The organism is Diaminobutyricibacter sp. McL0608, assembly GCF_039613825.1.
Taxonomy (GTDB): Bacteria; Actinomycetota; Actinomycetes; order Actinomycetales; family Microbacteriaceae; genus Diaminobutyricibacter.
This window is the reverse complement of sequence record NZ_CP154826.1, coordinates 2,071,239-2,090,910: the sequence shown is the minus strand read 5'-3', so window position 1 is coordinate 2,090,910 and position 19,672 is coordinate 2,071,239. Positions and strand designations below refer to the sequence as shown.

Annotated in this window: 22 protein-coding genes; 6 read left to right on the top strand and 16 right to left on the bottom strand. The window is 65.5% G+C overall.

Annotated features, from left to right (window positions below; translation table 11 throughout):
- Positions 1 to 74: 74 nt before the first annotated feature.
- From AAYO93_RS09865 to AAYO93_RS09825, 9 genes are all read right to left on the bottom strand, one after another.
- A complete protein-coding gene (locus tag AAYO93_RS09865) occupies positions 75 to 719 on the bottom strand; it encodes a VOC family protein (RefSeq protein WP_345764799.1) in 645 nt (214 codons plus the stop codon).
- Positions 694 to 1,623, bottom strand: coding sequence for a 1-phosphofructokinase family hexose kinase (locus AAYO93_RS09860; RefSeq protein WP_345764798.1), 930 nt, complete (start codon positions 1,621 to 1,623; stop codon positions 694 to 696). Before AAYO93_RS09860 ends, AAYO93_RS09865 begins: the two co-directional genes overlap by 26 nt.
- The gene (locus AAYO93_RS09855) at positions 1,620 to 2,564 is read right to left on the bottom strand and encodes a carbohydrate kinase family protein (RefSeq protein WP_345764797.1); all 945 of its coding nucleotides are present in this window, start codon (positions 2,562 to 2,564) and stop codon (positions 1,620 to 1,622) included. Before AAYO93_RS09855 ends, AAYO93_RS09860 begins: the two co-directional genes overlap by 4 nt.
- On the bottom strand, positions 2,561 to 3,451 hold the full coding sequence (locus AAYO93_RS09850) for a carbohydrate ABC transporter permease (RefSeq protein ID WP_345764796.1): 891 nt from the start codon (positions 3,449 to 3,451) through the stop codon (positions 2,561 to 2,563). The genes AAYO93_RS09855 and AAYO93_RS09850 overlap by 4 nt, the downstream gene beginning before the upstream one ends.
- Complete coding sequence (locus AAYO93_RS09845) at positions 3,451 to 4,401, bottom strand: carbohydrate ABC transporter permease (protein ID WP_345764795.1); 951 nt, start codon at positions 4,399 to 4,401, stop codon at positions 3,451 to 3,453. Before AAYO93_RS09845 ends, AAYO93_RS09850 begins: the two co-directional genes overlap by 1 nt.
- Before the next feature lie 20 nt (positions 4,402 to 4,421).
- The gene (locus AAYO93_RS09840; protein ID WP_345764794.1) at positions 4,422 to 5,738 is read right to left on the bottom strand and encodes an ABC transporter substrate-binding protein; all 1,317 of its coding nucleotides are present in this window, start codon (positions 5,736 to 5,738) and stop codon (positions 4,422 to 4,424) included.
- Positions 5,739 to 5,798: 60 nt separating this feature from the next.
- Complete coding sequence (locus AAYO93_RS09835) at positions 5,799 to 6,680, bottom strand: SIS domain-containing protein (protein WP_345764793.1); 882 nt, start codon at positions 6,678 to 6,680, stop codon at positions 5,799 to 5,801.
- A gap of 301 nt (positions 6,681 to 6,981) precedes the next feature.
- Positions 6,982 to 7,842 (bottom strand): class II fructose-bisphosphate aldolase, encoded by an 861-nt coding sequence (locus tag AAYO93_RS09830; RefSeq protein WP_345764792.1) that lies wholly within the window; start codon positions 7,840 to 7,842, stop codon positions 6,982 to 6,984.
- Complete coding sequence (locus AAYO93_RS09825; protein ID WP_345764791.1) at positions 7,839 to 9,155, bottom strand: alpha-glucosidase/alpha-galactosidase; 1,317 nt, start codon at positions 9,153 to 9,155, stop codon at positions 7,839 to 7,841. Before AAYO93_RS09825 ends, AAYO93_RS09830 begins: the two co-directional genes overlap by 4 nt.
- Positions 9,156 to 9,266: 111 nt before the next feature.
- On the opposite strand from AAYO93_RS09825, the gene AAYO93_RS09820 reads away from it, so the two are divergent.
- Entirely contained in the window at positions 9,267 to 10,082 is an 816-nt protein-coding gene (locus AAYO93_RS09820) for a DeoR/GlpR family DNA-binding transcription regulator (RefSeq protein WP_345764790.1), read from the top strand.
- A 32-nt stretch (positions 10,083 to 10,114) separates the two neighbouring features.
- On the opposite strand, the gene AAYO93_RS09815 is transcribed toward AAYO93_RS09820, so the two are convergent.
- Complete coding sequence (locus AAYO93_RS09815; protein ID WP_345764789.1) at positions 10,115 to 10,408, bottom strand: hypothetical protein; 294 nt, start codon at positions 10,406 to 10,408, stop codon at positions 10,115 to 10,117.
- Between the two features lie 114 nt (positions 10,409 to 10,522).
- On the opposite strand from AAYO93_RS09815, the gene AAYO93_RS09810 reads away from it, so the two are divergent.
- Complete coding sequence (locus AAYO93_RS09810; protein ID WP_345764788.1) at positions 10,523 to 10,909, top strand: VOC family protein; 387 nt, start codon at positions 10,523 to 10,525, stop codon at positions 10,907 to 10,909.
- Here the strand turns inward: AAYO93_RS09810 and AAYO93_RS09805 are convergent.
- Together AAYO93_RS09805 and AAYO93_RS09800 are read right to left on the bottom strand one after the other, a co-directional pair.
- Positions 10,906 to 11,475: a VanZ family protein gene (locus AAYO93_RS09805; protein ID WP_345764787.1), complete on the bottom strand. Its 570-nt coding sequence runs from the start codon at positions 11,473 to 11,475 to the stop codon at positions 10,906 to 10,908. The two genes, AAYO93_RS09810 and AAYO93_RS09805, sit on opposite strands and share 4 nt — an antisense overlap.
- Complete coding sequence (locus tag AAYO93_RS09800) at positions 11,472 to 12,107, bottom strand: M15 family metallopeptidase (RefSeq protein ID WP_345764786.1); 636 nt, start codon at positions 12,105 to 12,107, stop codon at positions 11,472 to 11,474. Before AAYO93_RS09800 ends, AAYO93_RS09805 begins: the two co-directional genes overlap by 4 nt.
- Positions 12,108 to 12,193: 86 nt before the next feature.
- Here AAYO93_RS09800 and AAYO93_RS09795 point away from each other — a divergent pair, with 86 nt between their 5' ends.
- Positions 12,194 to 12,886: a response regulator transcription factor gene (locus AAYO93_RS09795; protein WP_345764785.1), complete on the top strand. Its 693-nt coding sequence runs from the start codon at positions 12,194 to 12,196 to the stop codon at positions 12,884 to 12,886.
- Between the two features lie 10 nt (positions 12,887 to 12,896).
- Complete coding sequence (locus AAYO93_RS09790) at positions 12,897 to 13,973, top strand: sensor histidine kinase (protein ID WP_434056685.1); 1,077 nt, start codon at positions 12,897 to 12,899, stop codon at positions 13,971 to 13,973.
- A 19-nt stretch (positions 13,974 to 13,992) separates the two neighbouring features.
- Here the strand turns inward: AAYO93_RS09790 and AAYO93_RS09785 are convergent, their stop codons facing one another.
- On the bottom strand, positions 13,993 to 14,193 hold the full coding sequence (locus tag AAYO93_RS09785; protein ID WP_345764783.1) for a helix-turn-helix transcriptional regulator: 201 nt from the start codon (positions 14,191 to 14,193) through the stop codon (positions 13,993 to 13,995).
- Positions 14,193 to 14,609 carry a hypothetical protein gene (locus AAYO93_RS09780; protein ID WP_345764782.1) on the bottom strand — a complete coding sequence of 139 codons (417 nt, stop codon included), beginning with the start codon at positions 14,607 to 14,609 and terminating at the stop codon, positions 14,193 to 14,195. The genes AAYO93_RS09785 and AAYO93_RS09780 overlap by 1 nt, the downstream gene beginning before the upstream one ends.
- Positions 14,610 to 14,806: 197 nt before the next feature.
- Between AAYO93_RS09780 and AAYO93_RS09775 the strand changes: the two genes are divergently transcribed.
- Positions 14,807 to 15,226, top strand: a complete 420-nt coding sequence (locus tag AAYO93_RS09775; RefSeq protein WP_345764781.1) for a hypothetical protein — start codon at positions 14,807 to 14,809, stop codon at positions 15,224 to 15,226.
- 378 nt (positions 15,227 to 15,604) lie between these two features.
- Here AAYO93_RS09775 and AAYO93_RS20185 read toward each other — a convergent pair whose 3' ends face one another.
- Together AAYO93_RS20185 and AAYO93_RS09770 are read right to left on the bottom strand one after the other, a co-directional pair.
- Positions 15,605 to 15,889, bottom strand: a complete 285-nt coding sequence (locus tag AAYO93_RS20185; RefSeq protein ID WP_434056684.1) for a LuxR C-terminal-related transcriptional regulator — start codon at positions 15,887 to 15,889, stop codon at positions 15,605 to 15,607.
- A 213-nt stretch (positions 15,890 to 16,102) separates the two neighbouring features.
- The gene (locus tag AAYO93_RS09770) at positions 16,103 to 16,339 is read right to left on the bottom strand and encodes a hypothetical protein (protein ID WP_345764780.1); all 237 of its coding nucleotides are present in this window, start codon (positions 16,337 to 16,339) and stop codon (positions 16,103 to 16,105) included.
- 651 nt (positions 16,340 to 16,990) lie between these two features.
- On the opposite strand from AAYO93_RS09770, the gene AAYO93_RS09765 reads away from it, so the two are divergent.
- Positions 16,991 to 19,648, top strand: coding sequence for a LamG-like jellyroll fold domain-containing protein (locus AAYO93_RS09765; RefSeq protein WP_345764779.1), 2,658 nt, complete (start codon positions 16,991 to 16,993; stop codon positions 19,646 to 19,648).
- Positions 19,649 to 19,672: the final 24 nt, after the last annotated feature.

The following is a 19,672-nucleotide window of genomic DNA, read 5'->3' as shown; positions in this document are numbered from 1 at the left end:
GCTCGACAATCTAGCCCGTCAGACGATTCGGGCCATCCGATCTGAGAAGATCCGCAGGTGTCGCAGGTGACTGGTCAGTCTCGACCCTGCCAGGTGGCGATGTCGACCACGTTTCCTTCGGGATCGACGAGTGACCACCATGCCGGCGCGTACCGGTCGCCGAGTATGCGTCCGCCGGCCGCGAGCACGGCGTCGACACGGGCCTGCGCCTGGTCGTGCGGCACGGACACGTCGACATGGATGCGGTTGCGCGGCGGGACATAGCCCTTCTCCTGGAACCACACGGTCGGACCGATCAGGTTGGGTTCGATGATGTCGACGGGGCCGATCGGGATGTAGCCGAGTGCGGCTTGCCAGAACGGCATCACGGCGGACGGCTCGGCGGAGTCGAAGGCGAGTTGGATGTGCTGCACCGCCGACGGATCCGCGGCAAGCCCGAGCCGGGCAGCCACCTCGGAGATCCTTCTCGCGAGTGTGAGGTCGAGATCACTCAGGCCGACGCCCGGAGTGATGACCTGAATCGTCACCGTGTCGGGTCGGAGGTCGATCAGGGGAGCGTGACCCATAGCATCCGCGACCTCCGCGATCGCAGCGACGAACCGCGCGCCGGTCGCGAAATCCCCCGTCTCGTAGAGGATCTTGGCGCCCCAGTAGAGCGCGCGCCATTCATCGACGCCGTCGGCGGAGGAGAATTCAGCATCCGAGATCTGTTGTGCCATAGGCCGACGCTACCGTCGTGGCCCGCACAGTTCCAGCGTCGAATACGGCGGCGCCGGGCACCTGGGCGTTCGCCGCGCCGGCCCGCGCTGCGACAGCGAGCGCCTCACGCAGCGTCCCGCCGTGGGCGAGCACGCTCACCAGGCCGGCGAGGAAGCAGTCGCCGCTTCCCACGGGGAACAGTCCCGGGCGGTCGACGGGCCGACTGACGATGTGCTCGCCCGAAACGGTGACGGCGTGTGATCCGGCCTCGCCGTCTGTGACGATCGCTGTGTGCGCGCCTCGTTCGACCAGGAGCTGGGCCGCCCGCTCGGGATCGGAGACTCCGGTCAGGCCGGCAGCCTCAGCGCGGTTCACCTTGACGATGCGCGGGCGAGCCTGGACGATGATCTCGCCGAGCGCGGGTCCGTGCACATCGACGGCGAGCTGAACTCCGCGGGCCGTTTCGGCGGCCAGCAGCCGGGCGAGCGCATCCGCGTCGACTCCCGCCGGCACAGCCCCCGAGATCGTCAGCCACTCGCCGGGCCGCACCGATCGCGTCCGGTGTGCGATGTCGTCGAGCGGCACGTCGAACGCGGTCACGGGCTCGTAGAACTCGGTCAGGGCCCGTGCGGTCGTGTCGCACGCCGTCACGCACTGCCTGGTCTCGACAGCCGTGTGGATGCGGTCCACCTCGACCTCGCCCTCGGCCAGAAGGTCGACGATCAGGTCGCCGATCCGTCCCCCGAGTGGAGCGATCGCGCGCACCGGTTCGCCGAGTCGGGCGAGCGCACGCGCCACGTTCAGCGATTTGCCCCCGGCCGAGCGGATCACCACCGGCGGGCGGTGGATGGCGCCGAGCCGAACATCGTCGAGCACGTACACCACGTCGAGAGCAGGGGTCATCCCGAGCGTGTGGATGGTCACGCGAGGACGCCCGCCAGCTCGGCTCGTGTGGCCTGGGCGCCGGTGCCGCCCCGTGCGCGTACTGAGAGCGATCCCGCCACCGCGGCCCAGCGCAGACGGTCGATCTCGTCGGCCGCCGCGTCGAGGTACGCCGCGAGGTACCCGGCGTCGAAGGAGTCGCCGGCACCCGTCGTGTCGACCACGTCGAGCACGAGGCCGGGAGCAGCCGCCACACGGCTACCGTGCTCGAAGGCTTGACCGCCCTCGGCGCCCGCCTTCACGACGACGCGGCATCCGAGCTCCGACAATGTCGCACCGGCGACGTCCAGGTCAGGGATGGGACGACCCTGCACCGCGGATGCGATCGCCAGGGCTTCCTCGCGGTTCGGTAAGAAGAGGTCCACGCGACGGAGTACCTCGCCCAGACCCGTCCAGCGCTCTGCCGGGTCCCAGTTCGTGTCGAGGCTGATCGTTGTTCCGGATGTCGCGATCTCGTCGAGGAGGGCGGGCAGCGCCGCCGCGAGTTCCGGTTGCAGGAAGTACGACGCGATGTGAACGTGACGGGGTCGGAGCCGTCTCCAGGAGTCCCTGACCGCATCCGCCGAGAGGGTCGGGATCGTGCCGGGCAGGGTGAGGATGGCCCGGTCGTGCGGCTGCGAGAGAACGACGGAAAGCCCGGTGGGTCGCTCCGGATCGGTGGTGATCGCGGAGACGTCGACCCCGGCGGCGCCGAGTCCCTCGAGCACGACGGCACCGAACTGGTCGTCGCCGACCACCGCGGCCAGCGCCGTACGCACGCCGAGTCTTGCCAGTCCACACGCGACGATCGCCGCGCTGCCGCCGAGCACCAGTTCCGCTGAGTCGAGCAGCTGCTCGGCCTGACCGAACCGCGGAACGGTGTCTCCTGCGAGGAGCAGGTCGGGATTGGCGTCGCCGATGACGAGGACGTCGATTCCGCTCATCCCTTCAAACCCGAGAAGGTCATCGTGGCGATGAACTGCCGCTGCGCGAACAGGAAGAACAGGATGAGCGGCATCGTGGCGATGACGTTGCCGGCCATGATCAGACTCCAGTTCGTCTGGTGCGTGCCCTGGAAGTTCGCGATTCCAAGCTGCAGCGTGAACGCCGACTGGTTGTTGATCGCGATGAGGGGCCAGACGAGGTCGTTCCACGCGCCGAGGAGCGTGAAGATCGCCAGGGTGGCGATCGCCGGACGAGCCAGCGGCAGCACGATCCGGAAGAAGATCTGCCAGCGGTTGCAGCCGTCGATCGCGCCCGCCTCCTCGAGTTCCGCGGGGAGCGTCATGAAGAACTGCCGCATCAGGAAGATGCCGAAAGCCGTCGCCAGCCAGGGCACGATCGCAGCACCGAGGCCGTTGAGCAGGCCGAGCTTCGCAAACAGGATGTAGGTCGGGATCATCAGGAGCTGCGTCGGGATCATGATGGTCGCGAGGATCATCAGGAACCCGAAATTGCGTCCCGCGAACTTCAACCGCGCGAACCCGTAGCCGGCCAGCGAGCAGAGCACGATGTTGGACACGATCGCGGTCGCCGAGACGATGACCGTGTTACCGAGCCAGAGAAGGATGTCCGTCTGCCCGAACAGCTGGGCGTATCCGTCGAGGGTCAGCCGCGAGGGAAGGAACGGAGGGGGGAACGCGACCAGGTCCTTCGCCGGGGAGAACGATGCCAGCAGCATCTGGATGAACGGGAGCAGGAACAGGAGGGCGATGGGGAGCAGCACGAAGTGCCATCCGCTCATCCGCCGCTTGCGTCGTCCGCCGCTCGCACCGACTTCCCGCGATACCGTGCGGGAGGCGCTCGCGACTTCGTCGAGTACCGTCGCCATCAGAAAGCCTCCGAACCTCGGCGTCGCGAGAACACGACGACGCCGATCGTGATGAGCAGCGTGACCGCGAAGAGAACGTAAGCCGCGGCCGAGCCGTAGCCGAACTGCAACGCGTGGAACGCCTTGTCGTACAGGAAGTAGACGATCGTCTTGGTGGCATCCAGTGGGCCGCCGCGTGTCGTGGTGTAGACGAGGTCGAAGAGCTGGATCGCCTCGATGGTCTGCCAGATGACCACGAAGACGGTGACCGGGGCCAGCTGTGGCCAGACGATGCGCCAGAAGGTCTGCCAGCGGTTCGCGCCGTCGATACGCGCCGCCTCGATCAACTCGGAAGGCACATCCTGCAGCGCGGCGAGGTAGATCACCGTCGTGAACGCCGCGGAACCCCAGAGGGACATGATCGCGATCACCAGCATCGCCTGCTTCGGGTCGTCCAGCCAGCCCTGCTGCGGCAGGTGGAGCACACGGAGCACGTTGTTGACCAGTCCGAATTGCGGGCTGAACAGGTAGGTCGAGAGGATGCCCGTCGAAGCAGCGGAAGCCACGAACGGAACGAAGATCGCCGTGCGGTAGAAACCCATCCAGCGGATGCGCCGGTTCAGTGCGACCGCGAGGAACAGCCCTGCGAGCACCGACGACGGGACGAAGAGGAGCGTGAAGCCGGCGGTGTTGGAGACGGCGTTCCAGAAATCTGCATCACTGACCAGGTCCACATAGTTCTGGCCGCCGACCCAGGTCGCCTGGTTGAAACCGTCCCAGCTCTGGAAGGACAGCACAAAAGCCCAGATCGCCGGGAAGATCGAAAGTCCCAGGATGATCACAGTGGCGGGGGCTACGAACCCCCACCCGGTGAGGGCCGACATCAGCCCCCGCCGCCGCTTGAGGCGGCGGGAGCTGGTCGCATCGGGTGTCGTCTGTCGTGCGACGGTTTGCGAGGTCATGTCAGCCATCGGTCATCCACGCTCCACTGCTACTTGCTAAGACTGGCGTCGGTCGTCTTCGCCGCCTGGTCGAGAGCGCTCTTCGGTTCTCCCTGGCCCTGGAGCACGAAGGAGATCGCCTTGCCGATCGCTACCGAAAGGTCGGCGTACCCCTTGCTCGTCGGGCGCGTCTGCTTGACGTTCTGCGAATTGGCGACGAAGACGCCGTAACCAGGGTAGGTCGCGGACTCCTTCTTCACGGCGTCCGACGTGGCCTCCGATGAGCGCAGGGGCAGGTTGCCGACCGCGACGTTGAAACGCTCGTCCTGGGCGGGCGAGGTGAGCCACTCAGCGAACTGGGTGGCCCAGTATGCGCGGTTCTTGTCGTGGTGGTCGAACAGCGCCCAGATGTCCGGGCCGGACACGGTCTGGTGGTCGCCCTTCGTGCCCGGCAGCTGCACCACGCCGTACTTCGTGCCACCGGTCTTGAGGTCTGACAGCTCCCACGGACCAGAGGTGATCATCCCGATGCGGTTGCTCACGAAGAGCTGCCCGAACTTCTCATCGGTCTGGTCGAGGTAGACGCTCTTGTCGTCGACCGCCATCGACTGCAGGAAGGTGAGCGCGTCGTCGCCGGCGGGGGAGGCGAACTCCGACTTGGTGCCGGCGCTGTTCATGATGGAACCGCCGTTCTGCCAGAGGTGCGGCCAGAACTGCCAGGTGGTCTCTTCGCTGCCCGAGACGGAGTATCCGTAGCCGTAGACGTGGTTGGCCGAGTCGGTCAGCTTCTTCGCAGCGTTCCGGAAGTCGTCCCAGGTCCAGTCGGGGGTCGGGTAGGCGAGACCCGCTTTGTCGAACAGGGTCTTGTTGTAGAGCAGGCCGATGTTGTCGACGACCGCGGGGAACCCGATGACCTTGTTGCCGGTCGGCTGGGCGGTGCCGCGGGCGGCTGCCGTGAACTCGTCCCACTTGACTTCGGGCTTCTTGACCTCGGCCGAGATGTCGAGGGTGCGTCCAGAACCCTCCAGCTGGCCGGCCCAGGAACCGAACGCGTACGACATGTCCGGGTACTGGTCGCCGGCGAACCCCGCCGAGAGCTTCTGCAGCAGCTGGTCGGTCGAGGACGCTCCGGGGGAGAGGTCCACCGTGACGTTGGGGTGGGCCTTCTCGAAGTCCTTCGCGAGCCCTTCGATCGCAGTCTCGGCCACGTCGGTCTGGCCCGACCATACCTGGATGGTGGTCTTGGCCTTGGTGTCGAGCGTGGTCGCGCCCTGCGATCCGCTGCAGCCGGCGAGCGCGACGAGCACGCCCGTGGCGGCCAGCACGCTGGAAGCGCGGAGCACGCGCTTATGGAGTGGAGTCAACATCTTCGGTTCCTCTTCTCGGGTTCTTGGTGACTGATATTCTGCTATGGCGGATGCTGGACGTTAGCCGAGGACGATCGAACGGGTCAGGTGCCGAGGGGCATCCGGGTTCAGTCCGCTGCGCTCTGCGATCGCGACGGCAAGGCGCTGCGCCTGTGCGAGTTCGATCAGCGGGTCGGCCGTTCCGACGCGCACAGTGGCGCCGGTGCGCTCGATGTCGGCAACCAGTGTCGGCTCTGCGCGGCCGATGATCCAGACGATCGAGCGACTGTCGGCGACCGCAAGCGGACCGTGCCGGTAGTCGAGCATCGGGTACGACTCGGCCCAGGCCTGTGCGGCCTCACGGATCTTGAGTGCTGCCTCCTGCGCCAATCCGTAGGTCCAGCCGCTACCGAGGTAGACGAAGTGGGTGAGGTCCGCGATGTCGAGGTCGAGCGGACGGGACAGGCTCGCTTCGGCGGCGGCAGGCAGCCCGTTCACGTTCTCACCGAACGCCGAGCGGGCGAGCAGGAGGAACGTGGTCGGGAAGCGGGTCTGCACGACCGACTCCTCGTCGGCGAAATCGAGAAGCAGTACGTCGTCGACACGTTCAGCGATGGGGGAGTCGGCGACGCCCGTGACAGCGATCGTGCGCACGCCCGCCGGAAGTGCGTCGAGTGCTTCGACGACCTCCGTGGTCGTGCCGGAGCGGCTGAGAACGACGACCGCGTCGTAGTCGCGCCAGGCCCACGGCTCCGAGGCGTAGGCGGCATCGGTCACGCCGAACCCTGCCTGCTCGCGCAGCGTAGCGAACGACTCGGCCATGAAGGCCGAGGTGCCGCAGCCGAGGACGAGCATCCGGGCGCCCGGCATTGTGAGCAGCTCGGCTGCGCGGTCTGCGCGCGTCTCCAGCGCCTCACGCCAGATGGCGGGCTGGCTGGCGATTTCGCGGGAAGTCAGTGTCACGTGGTGCTCCTGTGGTTGTAATCGGTGCTGCGCTCTCCGTGCGCGTTGGACTTATCATTGGCGCAGAGTGAGCGATTGACAACAATTCTGTGCATATCGCTCACTCTGGCTGATCGTTTGTTACAGAGGTGTTTCCGAAGGGCGCGCGACGACGGGTTCGCTCGCGCAGAATTCCGTCTGACGACGGGCGTGCGTGCGACAGCCGCGTGCCCGCGTCAACGACGTCAGACGGCACGAGGGTTCGCAGACGACACTGAGCGCTCCGGCGGGGGAGTGGCACCCGCCGGAGCCTCGCTCGGCGTCAGGCGGGCTGCCGTGCCCCGGCCACGACCGTGCAGAACCGGCCGACCAGGGCGACCATCCCAGCGCGGGCGTCGCGGGTGTAACGGCGCGGGTCGACCGCGTCGGGCTGCGCGCTGAGTGCCTCCCGAAGTGAGGCTGTGAAAGCGATGTTGAGCGCTGTGCCGACATTCACCTTTCGGATGCCCGATGCCACGGCCGCCGCGATCACCTCGTCTGCGACGCCCGAGGATCCGTGCAGGACCAGGGGGACCGGGACCGCCTCCGCGAGCCGTGCGATGAGCTCCAGATCGAGCTGTGCCGACCGGTCCAGCATCGCGTGGGAGCTGCCCACGGCGACGGCGAGACCGTCGACTCCGGTAGCCTCGACGAACGCCGCTGCCTCGCCCGGGTCGGTGCGGACTCCCGGCGCGTGCGCGCCGTCCTTTCCGCCGATCTCGCCGAGCTCCGCCTCCACCCACACGCCCGCATCGTGCGCCCGTGCGACGACGTCGCGGGTGGCGGCGACATTGTCCGCATAGTCCAGCTTCGATGCGTCGAACATGATCGAGCCGACCCCGAACTCGGTCGCATTTGCCAGCACACGCGCCACGAGCCTAGGGTCCTCGATGTGGTCGAGATGGATGCCGAGGGGCGCATCCGACGCTGCAGCGATCTCGCGACACGCTGCGAGCAGCGGTTCGGGTGAGCCGCGGAATGCGATCGCGTTCTCACTGATCTGCAGGAGCGCGGGCGACCCGACCGACGCGGCACCCGCGGCGACGGCCTCGGCATGGTCGAGCGAGAGCACGTTGAACGCCGCAATCGCCCTGCCTGAGGCTGCCGCCGCAGAGATCAGCTCACTCGTCGTGGCGAGCGTCACAGCACCGACGTCTCGAGCGTGCCGCCGAGTGCGACCGGCAGGAGAGGCGCGTGTCGTGCGATGAGCTCGTCGCAGAGGTCCCAGATCTGCTCCGGTGTGAGCGACGAGGCGGCGTTCGGGTCGGTGAGGACCGCGCGGCGCACGAGCTCCGGGTCGCCGGTGCGTGCCGCTTCGATCGTGAGCTCGGCCACCGAGAGGTAGGTGCGGTTGAAGGCGGCCCCCTGGGCCGGGATGGCGCCGAACGGCAGGGGATGAACGCCTGTCGCGTCGACCAGGGTGGGAACTTCGACGACCGCGCCTTCGGGAAGATTGTCGATCAGTCCGCGGTTGACGACGTTCGCGTGGATCGTCCGCTCCGTCCCGGTCAGGATCGAGTGGATGACCTGTGGTGCGTACTCGGCTGCGCCGTCTTCGAGTTCAAGGGGCTCGCCGGCCGCCAGCGCAGTCTTCGCGTGCTCGAACTCGGCGACGTTCTCCTCCGAGATGCCGATGTACTCGAGCGGCCGCAGGCGGAACTTCTCGATCTGCTCGGGCGAGCGCAGGAACCAGGAGAGGTACTCGGAGGAGTGCTCGCTGGTCTCGGTGGGGTAGTAGCCGACGCGGCTGAAGATCTCAACGCGCACACGACGGCGGAGCTCGGGGTCGCGCTCGATCGCTTCGCGCAGACGGGGATAGAGGTCTTCGCCGTCGCGCGACCACTCGACCAGCCAGGCCTGGTGGTTTACGCCGGCAGCGCGGAAGTGCGTGCCCTCCATCGGAACGCCGATCAGTTCGCAGAGGTCGTGCACGGTCCAGTAGACGCTGTGGCAGAGGCCGACTGTCTTGATCTCGGGAGCCACGACCGACATCCACCAGACGTTCATCGCCATCGGGTTGGTGTAGTTGAGGAACCAGGCGTCCGGGCACAGGTCGAGCATGTCGGCGGCGATACCCGACAGGACGGGGAACGTGCGCAGGCCGCGGAAGACGCCTCCGACACCGGTCGTGTCGCCGATGGTCTGGAGCAGGCCGGCCGCAGCCGGTACTTCCAGGTCGACTTTGGTGGCCGCGATTCCGCCGACCTGGATCATGTTGATCACGAAGTCAGCGCCGGTCAGCGCCTCGCGGCGATCGAGGGTCGCGACGATCTCGGCCGTGCGGCCGAAGCGTGCCGCGACCTGCTCCGCGGTTCCGCGGGCGACGTCGAGGCGTTCCGGGTTGATGTCGTGCAGGACGATGCGCAGCGGAGGCAGGTCGTCGAATCGGAAGAGGTCGGCGAGCAACTGGCGGGTGAAGACGACGCTTCCCGCGCCGAGGAAAACAATCTGGGGCATGGTGCGATTTTGCGATACTCTGTCTACTCCGCGCAACGAAATGAGCGAATTGCGGATAAAGTGATCAAATTGATTGATCGATTTGCAATCAGCTCGTCGAAAGGACTGGACATGGACGCTCCGGCAGCCCAATCCCTGATCGCACGTGTCACCTCGGGGCGCCGCGCCCAGCGCATGGTGGAGATCCTGGATCTCGTCTCGGAACGCGGGTCGATCAGCCTCTCCGAACTTTCCGACACGCTCGGAATCTCCGCGGCGACTGCGCGCCGTGACCTCTCGGATCTCGCCGACCAGCACCTGATCGTGAGGACGCACGGGGGAGTGTCAGCGCTCGAGCGCGGTCGCGAGATCCCCGTCGCCCTTCGCGACACCCGGTTCCAGGAGGCGAAACGCGCGATCGCGAAGGCGATGGTGCAGCGGCTCCCGTCCGAGCGGCACGTCATCGCGCTGAGCGGCGGTACGACCACCGCGAGCGTCGCACGTGCGCTGGCCAACCACCGCGACATCGCTGTGGTCACGAACTCCCTGACCATCGCGAACCTGCTCTCCGGATATGCCGGGGTGCGCGTCGTCATGACCGGCGGTTTCCTGCGGCCTCAGTCGCTGGAACTCGTCGGGGCGCTCGCTGAGAGCACGTTCAATGCCGTGAACGTGGGCACTGCCATCCTCGGAGCGGACGGCATCAACGCGACGAGCGGAGTGACGACGCACGACGAGACCGAGGCTCGGACCAACCGGGCCATGGTGGCGAAAGCGCAGCGCACGGTCGTCGTGGCCGACGGCTCGAAGATCGGCGGGGTCGCCCTCGCGCCGATCGCCGACATCGCGCAGGTGGCGATGCTGATCACGGACAGCACCGCAGATCCGGCCGAACTCGACCGGCTGCGCGCGGCCGACGTCGAAGTCGTCGTCGTCGACGTGGACTGACCGGACGGGTTCCGTCCCGGCGGCGACTCACGTCATTCGTCGGACGGGTCTGTCCGAAAGCGAGACCGCACCGCCGATCGGCGACCGAGAACCCAGCCGAGGACAACTGCGCCAAGCAAGAGACCCACAATGACGCAGAGGGCTCCAGCGGCCCGTTCGGGTGTGAGTGGATACATCCCGGAGAACTCGAACGATGCCGAGTTCGCGACTGTCGCGTATCCGACCCATCCGAAGGAGACGGGCACGAACAGCAGCACGGCTGCGCCGATGAACACCAGGACTATGGCCGCTCCCAGAACGATCCACATGACGATTCGCCCCCGCATGTGCTCAGGCTACCGTTACACCTCGGATCGGCACCCACGACGACACCTGTGTTGCTTTCGGGCAGTAGGTCTCTCTTTTTCCCATGACGGGATCGCGCGTACGAGTCTGTCAGCATGGCGATGACGACGAAAGTGCTCAGCGTGACGGTCCCGGTTCCGGATCAGGACAAGGCCCTGGCGTTCTACCGCGATGTGCTCGGCTGCGAGGTGCGTTTCGACGGCGAGCCGTGGCCCGGTGCGCGGATGATCGAGGTGGTGCCGCCGGGTTCGTCCGTGGGCATCGTGCTGATTCCCGCTGACAGCGAGATCCCGGTCGCCCTGCGTCTGGGCACCGCGGACGCGGAGAGTGCGTTCTCGCGGGTCAAGGAAGCAGGCATTACCCTCCACAACGACGAGCCGATCTCCCTGGGCGGTGGATCTCCGATGTTCTTCTTCGACGATCCGTTCGGGAACGGACTCGTCTACATTCAAGACGCAGCCGGCACTCGGGCAGAAGCTTAAGGACTGCCGCGATCCCTTCCGAGATGCTCGGGGGCATGGAGACGGCCGGCGTCCGGCGGAGGCGCATAGCGCAAGGGGGAGGCGACGAGGATGGCGGTCGCGAGCATCGCGACCACGGTTCCCAGAGTGAGCCACCGCAGCAGGAGGGCGCCGGTCCTCGCTTGGAGCCTGCGGCGTGCCAGTGCGAGCAGTCCGAGCCCGGCGAGTCCGCCCGCGGTATTGGAGATGACGTCGCTGATGTCGGAGCTCCCGATGGCGAGCACGTACTGGGTCACCTCCAACAGCAGGCTCGACACGGCGATCACGCCGGCGGTCTTCCACCACCGCCAGGAAGGCCTGAGGACGCCGAGATAGGCCCCGAAAGGGACGAAGAGCACGACATTCACGAGGACTTCGAGCGGGTTACTGGTACCGAACCCGTCCGCGGCGACGAACGGGATGAGTTTGATCTCCCGCAAGGCGCCGCCTCCGATATAGGGGACTCCGAGCTTCCACAGCACGATCCAGACGAGCAGGACGAGATAGCCGACGAATAAGAAGTTCAGCCGGATCCTGTGCGGGTTCACTGCTTCATCCGCGGATCGTACGTCGGGTCGGCGTACATGTCCGGGCACCCGTCGTCGAGGGCTCCGGGACGGAGCTCGAAGTGCCAGGGCTCGTTGGCATAGATCTGGCACAGCCCGTAGGCGGCGCCGTGATCGGAGAGCCAGGTAGCGGCGTCCCACTCGCCGATGTCGATCGCCTTCCCCTGCACGTGGGGGGACGTCTGCGCGGTGGCCACCCATCGGGCGGCCTCGGCTGCAGAGCCGTATTCCGCGACAGCTTCGCGCAGCAATTGGTTCTGATACGAGGGGGAGCGCCAGCCGCTGTTGACGTAGAACGTGACGCCGTCATGGGCAGCATCCGTCGCGGCCGCCCTGACCGCGTCGAGCAGATCGCGACGAAGTTTGGTCACCGCAGCGTACCTGTCGTCGAAGACGGTCACGCCGTCAGGGACGCTGCCGTCCGCCCCGAGAGAGCGACCAGCCCCGGCGGCGATGTGATCGAGCGCTGCCGGCAAAGACAAGTGCGCCGACGGCAGGCCGCCAAGGGCCGCGACGGTCGCCGCAGCGAGCACCACCAGGCCGACCGCCACACCGGCGAAGACTCTCGTTCGGGTACGACGACCGGGCGTGCGGGTTCTTTTGCTGAAGGACATGCTCTCAGCCAAGCCTGCGCAGTGTTGCCGTCGCGTACGCGGATTTCGATATCTCGACGATATGCGCGGACTCGTAGCATTGAGGCGTGCGAGTGCTGATCGTCGAGGACGAACCTTACCTGGCAGAGGCCATCCGTGATGGGCTGCGCCTCGAGGCGATCGCGGCCGACATCGCCGGCGATGGTGACAGCGCGTTGGAGCTGCTGAGCATCAACGCATACGACATCGCCGTTCTCGATCGCGACATCCCCGGGCCCTCGGGTGATGAGATCGCAGGCAGCATCGTCGCTTCGGGCAGCGGCATGCCCATCCTCATGCTCACTGCTGCCGATCGACTCGACGACAAGGCGTCCGGGTTCGAGCTCGGGGCGGACGACTACCTCACGAAGCCCTTCGAGCTTCGCGAGCTCGTGCTCCGGCTCCGCGCTCTCGACCGCAGACGCGCGCACAACCGGCCACCCGTTCGTGAGCTCGCGGGTCTGCGCCTGGACCCGTTCCGTCGTGAGGTCTACCGCAATGGCCGCTACGTGCCGCTCACTCGCAAGCAGTTCGCTGTGCTCGAGGTCCTCGTCTCAGCGGAAGGCGGTGTCATCAGTTCGGAAGAACTTCTCGAGCGCGCCTGGGATGTGAACGCCGACCCGTTCACCAACGCCGTGCGCATCACCGTATCCGCGCTTCGCAAACGACTCGGGGAGCCCTGGATCATCTCCACCGTGGCCGGCGCCGGCTACCGCATCGATTCGGGACCGGTCGGCGCCATGGAAGGCGAGCGTGGGTAGGGAGCCCGGGCTGAGCATCCGCCTCAAACTCACCCTCAGCTACGCGGGATTCCTCATGCTCGCGGGTGCATTGCTGCTCGCCGCGGTGTGGGTGTTCCTCCTGCGATACGTGCCGGCCAGGGCGGTCGTGACGCAGAGTGGATTCGTGCCCGGCCGCGACGACCTGGTACGGGCCTTCGCTCCGGCAGCGACCTGGGCACTCCTCCTGCTGCTGGCGTTCGGACTGGTGGGAGGCTGGATCATCGCGGGCCGCATCCTCGCACCGCTGGTGCGGATCACCGACGCCACACGCGTGGCCGCGAACGGATCGCTCGCCCATCGCATCCGGCTGCCGGGGCGCCAGGATGAGTTCCGCGAGCTAGCCGACGCGTTCGATGCGATGCTCGCCCGGCTCGAGGCGCAGGTCGCGGAGCAGAAACGGTTCGCGGCCAACGCTTCGCACGAGTTGCGTACTCCGCTCGCGATCACCCAGACCCTTCTCGAGGTCGCCCGCAACGACCCCGACCAGGACATCGGCGTGCTCGTAGAACGACTGAGCGCGGTCAACACACGGGCGATAGCCCTCACTGAAGCGCTGCTGCTGCTCAGCAGGTCCGACCAGCGATCCCACGTCCGAGAACACGTCGACCTGTCCCTCCTGGTCGACGAGGCCACCGAGACGCTTCTCCCTCTCGCCGAGAGGCTGGGAGTGACCCTCGAGCCCTCCGGAGAGATCACGCCGCTGGTCGGATCGGAGGCGCTCCTTCTGCAGCTGACGACGAATCTCGTGCATAACGCGATCGTCCACAATCGTCCCGAAGGTGGCACGGTCTGGGTGACCACCGCGGCTCGTCCGGGGTCGGTGACGCTCTGTGTCGAGAACACAGGGGAGTGGCTCGCTCCGGAGCTGGTCCCGACACTCACCGAGCCGTTCCAGCGCGCCACCGAACGCGTTCACGCCGACAATGCCGGGGTGGGTCTCGGCCTCGCGATCGTCGATAGCATCACGCGGGCGCACGACGGGACCCTCGCCCTCGTCCCTCGCGCCGACGGTGGGCTTCGCGTCACGGTGGAGCTGCCCGCCACACCGGCTCACGTCGATCGGTGAGTGCCGAGCTGCGGCTCTGTCAGGAGCTGTGGGATGGCGTGAAGAGGCCTTCGATCGGCTTGTCGAACAGGCGAGAGATGCGAAACGCCAGGGGGAGCGAGGGGTCGTACCTTCCTGTCTCGAGAGCGACGACGGTCTGACGCGACACTTCCAGGCGTTCGGCGAGCGCGGCCTGGGTCCATCCCCGCAGTTCGCGCTCCGCACGGATCAGGTTCTCCATCAGGCCGTGGGAGCGCCGGTCACGATGTTGGTGAACTGCCAGGCCAGGACCCCGATGAGAGCAATGGGCCATCCCGAGTCGGGGATGGCGAACCCGGCAGCGTTGAGGGTGCCCAGCGTGATCGCCGCGAAGATCGCAACGGCGAAGCCCACCGCCAGGCCGGGGAAGAAGAGCTTGCGCTGGTACTCGTCCAGCTGACGCACGCGGAGCACGATGACGACGACATTCCAGACCATGAAGAGCAGCGCCAGCACTGCAAGGACAAGACGCCACGGGCTGGAGGCATGACCCAGCACGTCGAGCGCGACGCTCGCGAGCAGGTAACAGCCGACTCCGATCCAGAGACGCATGCGGAAGATGCGAACGCGTCGCAGTTCGATCGACGATTCTCCGCCGGTGTCAAGGTCGCTTGTCATACGTCGATCGTAGGCAGAGTGGGAGGCGATGTCAAGGTGACTTGACATCGCGCGAGGCCGACGTGGCGGAATCGCATCACACGGCGTCCGCCCGAGGCTGGTTCAAAACCTATGGATTCATACCATGTTTCTCGGTATGGATATTCGTAGTTTCGAAGAGTCCCCGTCAGTTGAGGGACGCTTCGAAAGGAATCAATTTGAAACACCTGAAAGCGATCGGACCAACGATCGCGCTGGCAATGACATTAGTTTTGGGGCTTGGCGCTCCCGCAAATGCGGCGGCTGGCGCTCCGTCGAACGCGCACGTTTCGTTCACGAAGTCCTATGCAACGGTGGGCTGGAGCGCTGCACCAGGAGCGACCTCGTACACGGTGATCGTGTCCAAAGAGGGATATTTGGGTCCGTACGCGGGGTTCACAACTTCAGCGACTTCGATCCAGATTTCCTTCGCAAACTTCCCCTATCAGGACGCCACGGCTAGTCCCTACCGATTCCAGATCATCGCTGCTGGCGGGGGCTCGACTTCCACGCTCCAGGCGTTCAATCCGGAAGGGGGTGCGGTTTCCACGAGCAACAAGAATGCTGCAGGGCAGAAAGTCGCCGATTGCATCAAATAGGGCAGCGCAGCTGGACTCGTGGCCGCCGGGGGCGTCGGTCTGACTGCTCTAACAGCAATCTGGGTACCCGCGGTCGGCCAGGTAACTGCTGCCGGTACCGCTGTTGCCATCGCCGGAACCGCAGCCGGAACCTACATCGTCTGTCTCCTGAATTCGGTAAAATCTGATGCAAATGTCTAACGCAAAAGGTCAAGCGGGAAGCCCGCTCGTGGCAAGCATCCTCATGTTTGTGCTTATTGGATCCGGTCTGCTGTTCCTTTTCTCGACCTTCGGGTGGCCCTTGTGGCAAGTCCTGAGCGTTGGATTGGGAGGCGCCCTGTTCGCATCGGTCGTGAACTACATCGCCGGAAAGCGGCGCCTACATAGCTAAGCGACTTCTCACTTAGGGGCGGGGGCGAGAAGCCTGGTATATGCCAGCTTCTCGCCCCTGTTCTTTGCTTCAGAGGAGCCAGCCGGGATTCGAGTGCACAAAATCCCTGTTGAGCATGGGGGCCATATCTGGTCGCTGAGGACACCCGAAATGAAACCGGCCGCGACCAGAGCGTAGCGACTGTTGACCCCGAATCTTTCTTGCGTGGCGGTTATGTGATGCGCCACAGTGTGGATGGTTACGAAGAGGGTCTCGGCGATGTCTCGATGTGCCGAACCCGCGCTGAGTAGCACCAATACTTCAACACGTCTTGTTAACTTTGGAGCTCCGCGCGATCGACAACCACGACAAGGCGTCAATTTCACCGGGCCGACTGGTAGCAGCCTGCGTTATGCCTGTTTCGGTAACGAGGGGGAATCAGGGCCAGCTTTCCTCGGTTGAGTGAAATAGAGCGATATGTTCTGCAGCACGATGCTGTGGGAGCGCGCAGGTGCCGACTCGGCCGCCTACTTCCGCGATACCCGGCGACCTGTTCGCGCGGTGCTGCGTCGCCCGAGGATAGATGCAGCATTCGGCGCGGTCATGTGCAGGGTGGTGACTGCGACGGCGACGAAGTAGCCGGCCGTTGCCAGCACGCCCGGCGCGAGGGCAAACATGGTGTGACGGTTCGCGATCGAGGCGACATGCCACGCAGACGCCGACAGATTCACGCTCGACCCGATGGACGTGCTTTGGAACTTCATTGATCGTCGTCCTTCCCTTTCGAAGGCGTGAATCGCACGAAGCAATGGAGGCCTTCGAAAGGAGGGGCGCGAAACGTTGCGATTCATTACGCCAACTCGAGAACGAGTCGCTTGGCGTGCGTGCAGGACCGAGAGGGCGAACGTCTTCGAGTGGTGAAGATGCGTATTCGTGAGCGGCCTATTGCGTCTCTGATTGCGGTCGCTCTGGGCGGGCAAAAGGGGGTGTCCCCGGTAGGCCTGTGGGAGCGAGTTTGCCGTACATGGCGAGTTCGTCTGCACTCGGCGTGACCCAGCGAAACGTGTGCAGTTCAGTCACTTGTCGCCGAGATTGTTTACCCCAGTTCGAGGGGCATTTCCCAAATCTTGGGGAAACTCGCTTCCGTCTCTGGATTGGCACCCACTACGTTGTCAGCAGACACCCAGTCGGGCGTCGAAGTCCGACTCTAGGGGAGTGCCAATTGGTGCTTGAGGTGTGTCCAAAATCAGCGAATCTAGACTCTGATATCGCTATAGGACGGCCCTGAGATGCGAAGGGCCGGCTCCGTCGGGTCCCTGTCGCTCGCGGCGATTCTGACGGTCGGTTTGATCGGCATAGGAGCCTCCCCGGTCCAGGCCGACAGCTCTGGCATACAGACGGCGGCAGCCCCTGCCGTGCCCGATGCGAATCGTGCCACCGACGAAGCGACGGCGACGATGATCGCACAGCAGTTCGGGCATCCCGTTGCGATCGACGCGACGACCACGCCGTTGTCGCAGGTTTCCGCGCAACCGGACGGGTCCATGCAGTTGGTGGCATCCTCGGTGCCAGTCCGGGTTAAGCAGGGGACCACGTGGGTGCCGGTTAACCTGTCTCTGCAGGCAGCGACGGACGGACTATTCGTACCCGCTGCATCTGTCGCGCCGGTCGAGTTCTCTGCTGGCGGTTCGAATCTGATGGCGAAGGTGCAGACCGCCGCTGGCAAGTGGGTTTCCGAAACGTGGCCTGGTGGAAGCCTTCCGGCTCCTCAGGTGGCGGGGGCGACAGCGACCTATCCGGAGGTGTACCCGGGGGTGGATTTGCAGCTGACCGCGACCGCTGCCGGCATGTCAGAAGTTCTGGTGGTGAAGACAGCGACGGCTGCGGCGAACCCGAATCTGAAGACTGTGCAGTTGGGTATTTCAGGTGCTTCGGTGACCACGAACGCGACAAAGTCGGTGACCGCGACCGCTTCTGATGGGTCGGTTGTGACGTCGGCGTCTCCGACGTGGTGGGATTCCTCCGGCGCCGGCTCGGACGGTCACGGTCCGGCCGGTGGATCCGAGGTGCGGCCATTGCCGTTCTCGACCGGAACGAATTCGGTTTCGTTGAGCGTGGCCAGCGCTGCGGCAACCTCTGGCGTGATCTTTCCGATCTTTGTGGATCCGGAGTGGCAGCCGGGCGCGAACGCGTACTGGTTCACCGATCGGGCGTTCCCGGATCAGTCGTATCTGAACGGGAACCAGGCTGGAGGTATCCAGTCGGTGGGCAACGGCGGCGGGTACATGTCGCGGGCGTTCTGGCAGTTCCCGACCAGCACACTGAGCAACAAATTCATCATTTCGGCGCGGTTCGACGTGACCGAGCTGTGGTCGAACACCTGCACGGTCAAACCCATCCAGGCGTGGCGGTACGGGGTCGCGACGCCCGGGTTCACCTGGAACACGGACCCGAACCAGTGGGTGCATCTCGAGGACACCCTCAGCCTGGCCGACGGCAGCACCTGTGCGGCAGCGAAGTCGGAGGGGTTCAACACGGGACAGGCGGCGATCTGGGCAGCAAACTCGGGGAGCAGTGTTGTGCAGATCGGGTTGCGGGCACAGGACGAAACGGACACGTTGACGCGCCGTCATTTCAGTCAGGCGGCCACATTCGATGTGCTCTACGACACGAAACCGGGTACCCCGGTCGCGAAAGGGTTTCAAACCCCCCAACGCGGCTGTTCGACGAATGCGTCGGCGCCAGCGTGGGTGAACGATAAGACGGTCGCGTTGGTGCCGTACGCCTCGACCACCGATGCCGACAGCGGTGACCTTTTGACGACGCACTTCCATACCTTGTATGGGTCGCCTCTGGTGCCGTATTCGAATCGGGACTCAAAGCTGGTCGCGCCTGGACCTGCCATCACGCCAGACGCCGTCGGATGGCAGCCCTTGGATTTCAGGGAGAACGTGCCGTACGGGTACAACGTGGACGCGACCGACAAGTACGCTACCTCGCTTGTGTCGAACACCTGCTATTTCCGGGTGGACAACACACCACCGGACGATCCGACAGCTACCGCCGGCACGGGCACGGTGGGTTCGCCCCTCACGGTGACGGCGACGAGCTCGTCGGACACGGTGGCGTTCGAGTATTGGTGGAACGGCGGTGCGACACCCCCAGTTCCGACGGTCGCCGCCACCAGCCTGACCGGGGTGCCCTGTAACACCGCGACCCCTCTGGTTGACACAGGGGTCGCGGTGTTCAGTTGCGCCGTCACCGCGGGTGTCGCCAGCCTCACGGTGGCGCCCCCGGATAAAAACGCCACCTTGAATGTGGCGGCGTGGGATGCAGCCGGCAACGTGTCACTTACGACGTTCCCGCTGACGACGACCGCGCTCGAGTCGACGGCGGTGAACTATGCGCACGGTTACGCCTGGCTCACCGATCAACCGGGAGTGCAACTGAGCGCGGGCCAGACCGTTGTGCCTTCCGGCCCCAGCTCGCTCCCGTTGACGATCGGGACGGGCAGGTCCACGGCGCCGGCGCTTCACACCTCTTTCCCGTACCCGAGTGGAAGTCCACTGGACTTTACCGCCCCGTCTGGTAACGCGGACACCACGACCGCGTCGGCGACGGGGAGCGGCAGCTTCTCGATGGGTGCCTGGCTGTACCCGACCACGACAACCGGGATTCAAACGGCGCTATCGCAGTCCGGCCCCGCTGGGTCGGTGGTCACGCTCAGTCAAGACGGCGGCAACTGGAAGTTCTGCGTCACCAACGGGGGCACCCCAAACTGCGCGACATTCCTCGGCGTTACCCCCAACCAGTGGGTGCTCGTGACGGGCATCTGGGATTCTGTCTCCCAGCAGTTGCGGTTGGTGAAGGACAACACCGTCGCCCCGATCGGGGTCAAAAGCAACAGCAGCATGCCGTCATTGGCCGGCCCGTTCGTTGTTGGGGCCGCCCGCCAGACGGCGACCACCGAGTATCAGGCCTGGACGGGTCAGATCATCGACCCGTTCGTTTTCCCGGGCGTGATCGACAGTGACCAACAGAACGAGTTTTACGGGCACCACCTGCTGGACTGACAAGTACCCCGGAATCGGAAGAAG

Coding starts and splice junctions, on each gene's coding strand:
- AAYO93_RS09865 (WP_345764799.1), bottom strand. CDS start 719: ATGGCACAACAGATCTCGGATGCTGAATTCTCCTCCGCCGACGGCGTC.
- AAYO93_RS09855 (WP_345764797.1), bottom strand. CDS start 2,564: ATGAGCGGAATCGACGTCCTCGTCATCGGCGACGCCAATCCCGACCTG.
- AAYO93_RS09850 (WP_345764796.1), bottom strand. CDS start 3,451: ATGGCGACGGTACTCGACGAAGTCGCGAGCGCCTCCCGCACGGTATCG.
- AAYO93_RS09845 (WP_345764795.1), bottom strand. CDS start 4,401: ATGGCTGACATGACCTCGCAAACCGTCGCACGACAGACGACACCCGAT.
- AAYO93_RS09840 (WP_345764794.1), bottom strand. CDS start 5,738: ATGTTGACTCCACTCCATAAGCGCGTGCTCCGCGCTTCCAGCGTGCTG.
- AAYO93_RS09825 (WP_345764791.1), bottom strand. CDS start 9,155: ATGCCCCAGATTGTTTTCCTCGGCGCGGGAAGCGTCGTCTTCACCCGC.
- AAYO93_RS09820 (WP_345764790.1), top strand. CDS start 9,267: ATGGACGCTCCGGCAGCCCAATCCCTGATCGCACGTGTCACCTCGGGG.
- AAYO93_RS09815 (WP_345764789.1), bottom strand. CDS start 10,408: ATGCGGGGGCGAATCGTCATGTGGATCGTTCTGGGAGCGGCCATAGTC.
- AAYO93_RS09810 (WP_345764788.1), top strand. CDS start 10,523: ATGGCGATGACGACGAAAGTGCTCAGCGTGACGGTCCCGGTTCCGGAT.
- AAYO93_RS09800 (WP_345764786.1), bottom strand. CDS start 12,107: ATGTCCTTCAGCAAAAGAACCCGCACGCCCGGTCGTCGTACCCGAACG.
- AAYO93_RS09785 (WP_345764783.1), bottom strand. CDS start 14,193: ATGGAGAACCTGATCCGTGCGGAGCGCGAACTGCGGGGATGGACCCAG.
- AAYO93_RS09780 (WP_345764782.1), bottom strand. CDS start 14,609: ATGACAAGCGACCTTGACACCGGCGGAGAATCGTCGATCGAACTGCGA.
- AAYO93_RS09770 (WP_345764780.1), bottom strand. CDS start 16,339: ATGAAGTTCCAAAGCACGTCCATCGGGTCGAGCGTGAATCTGTCGGCG.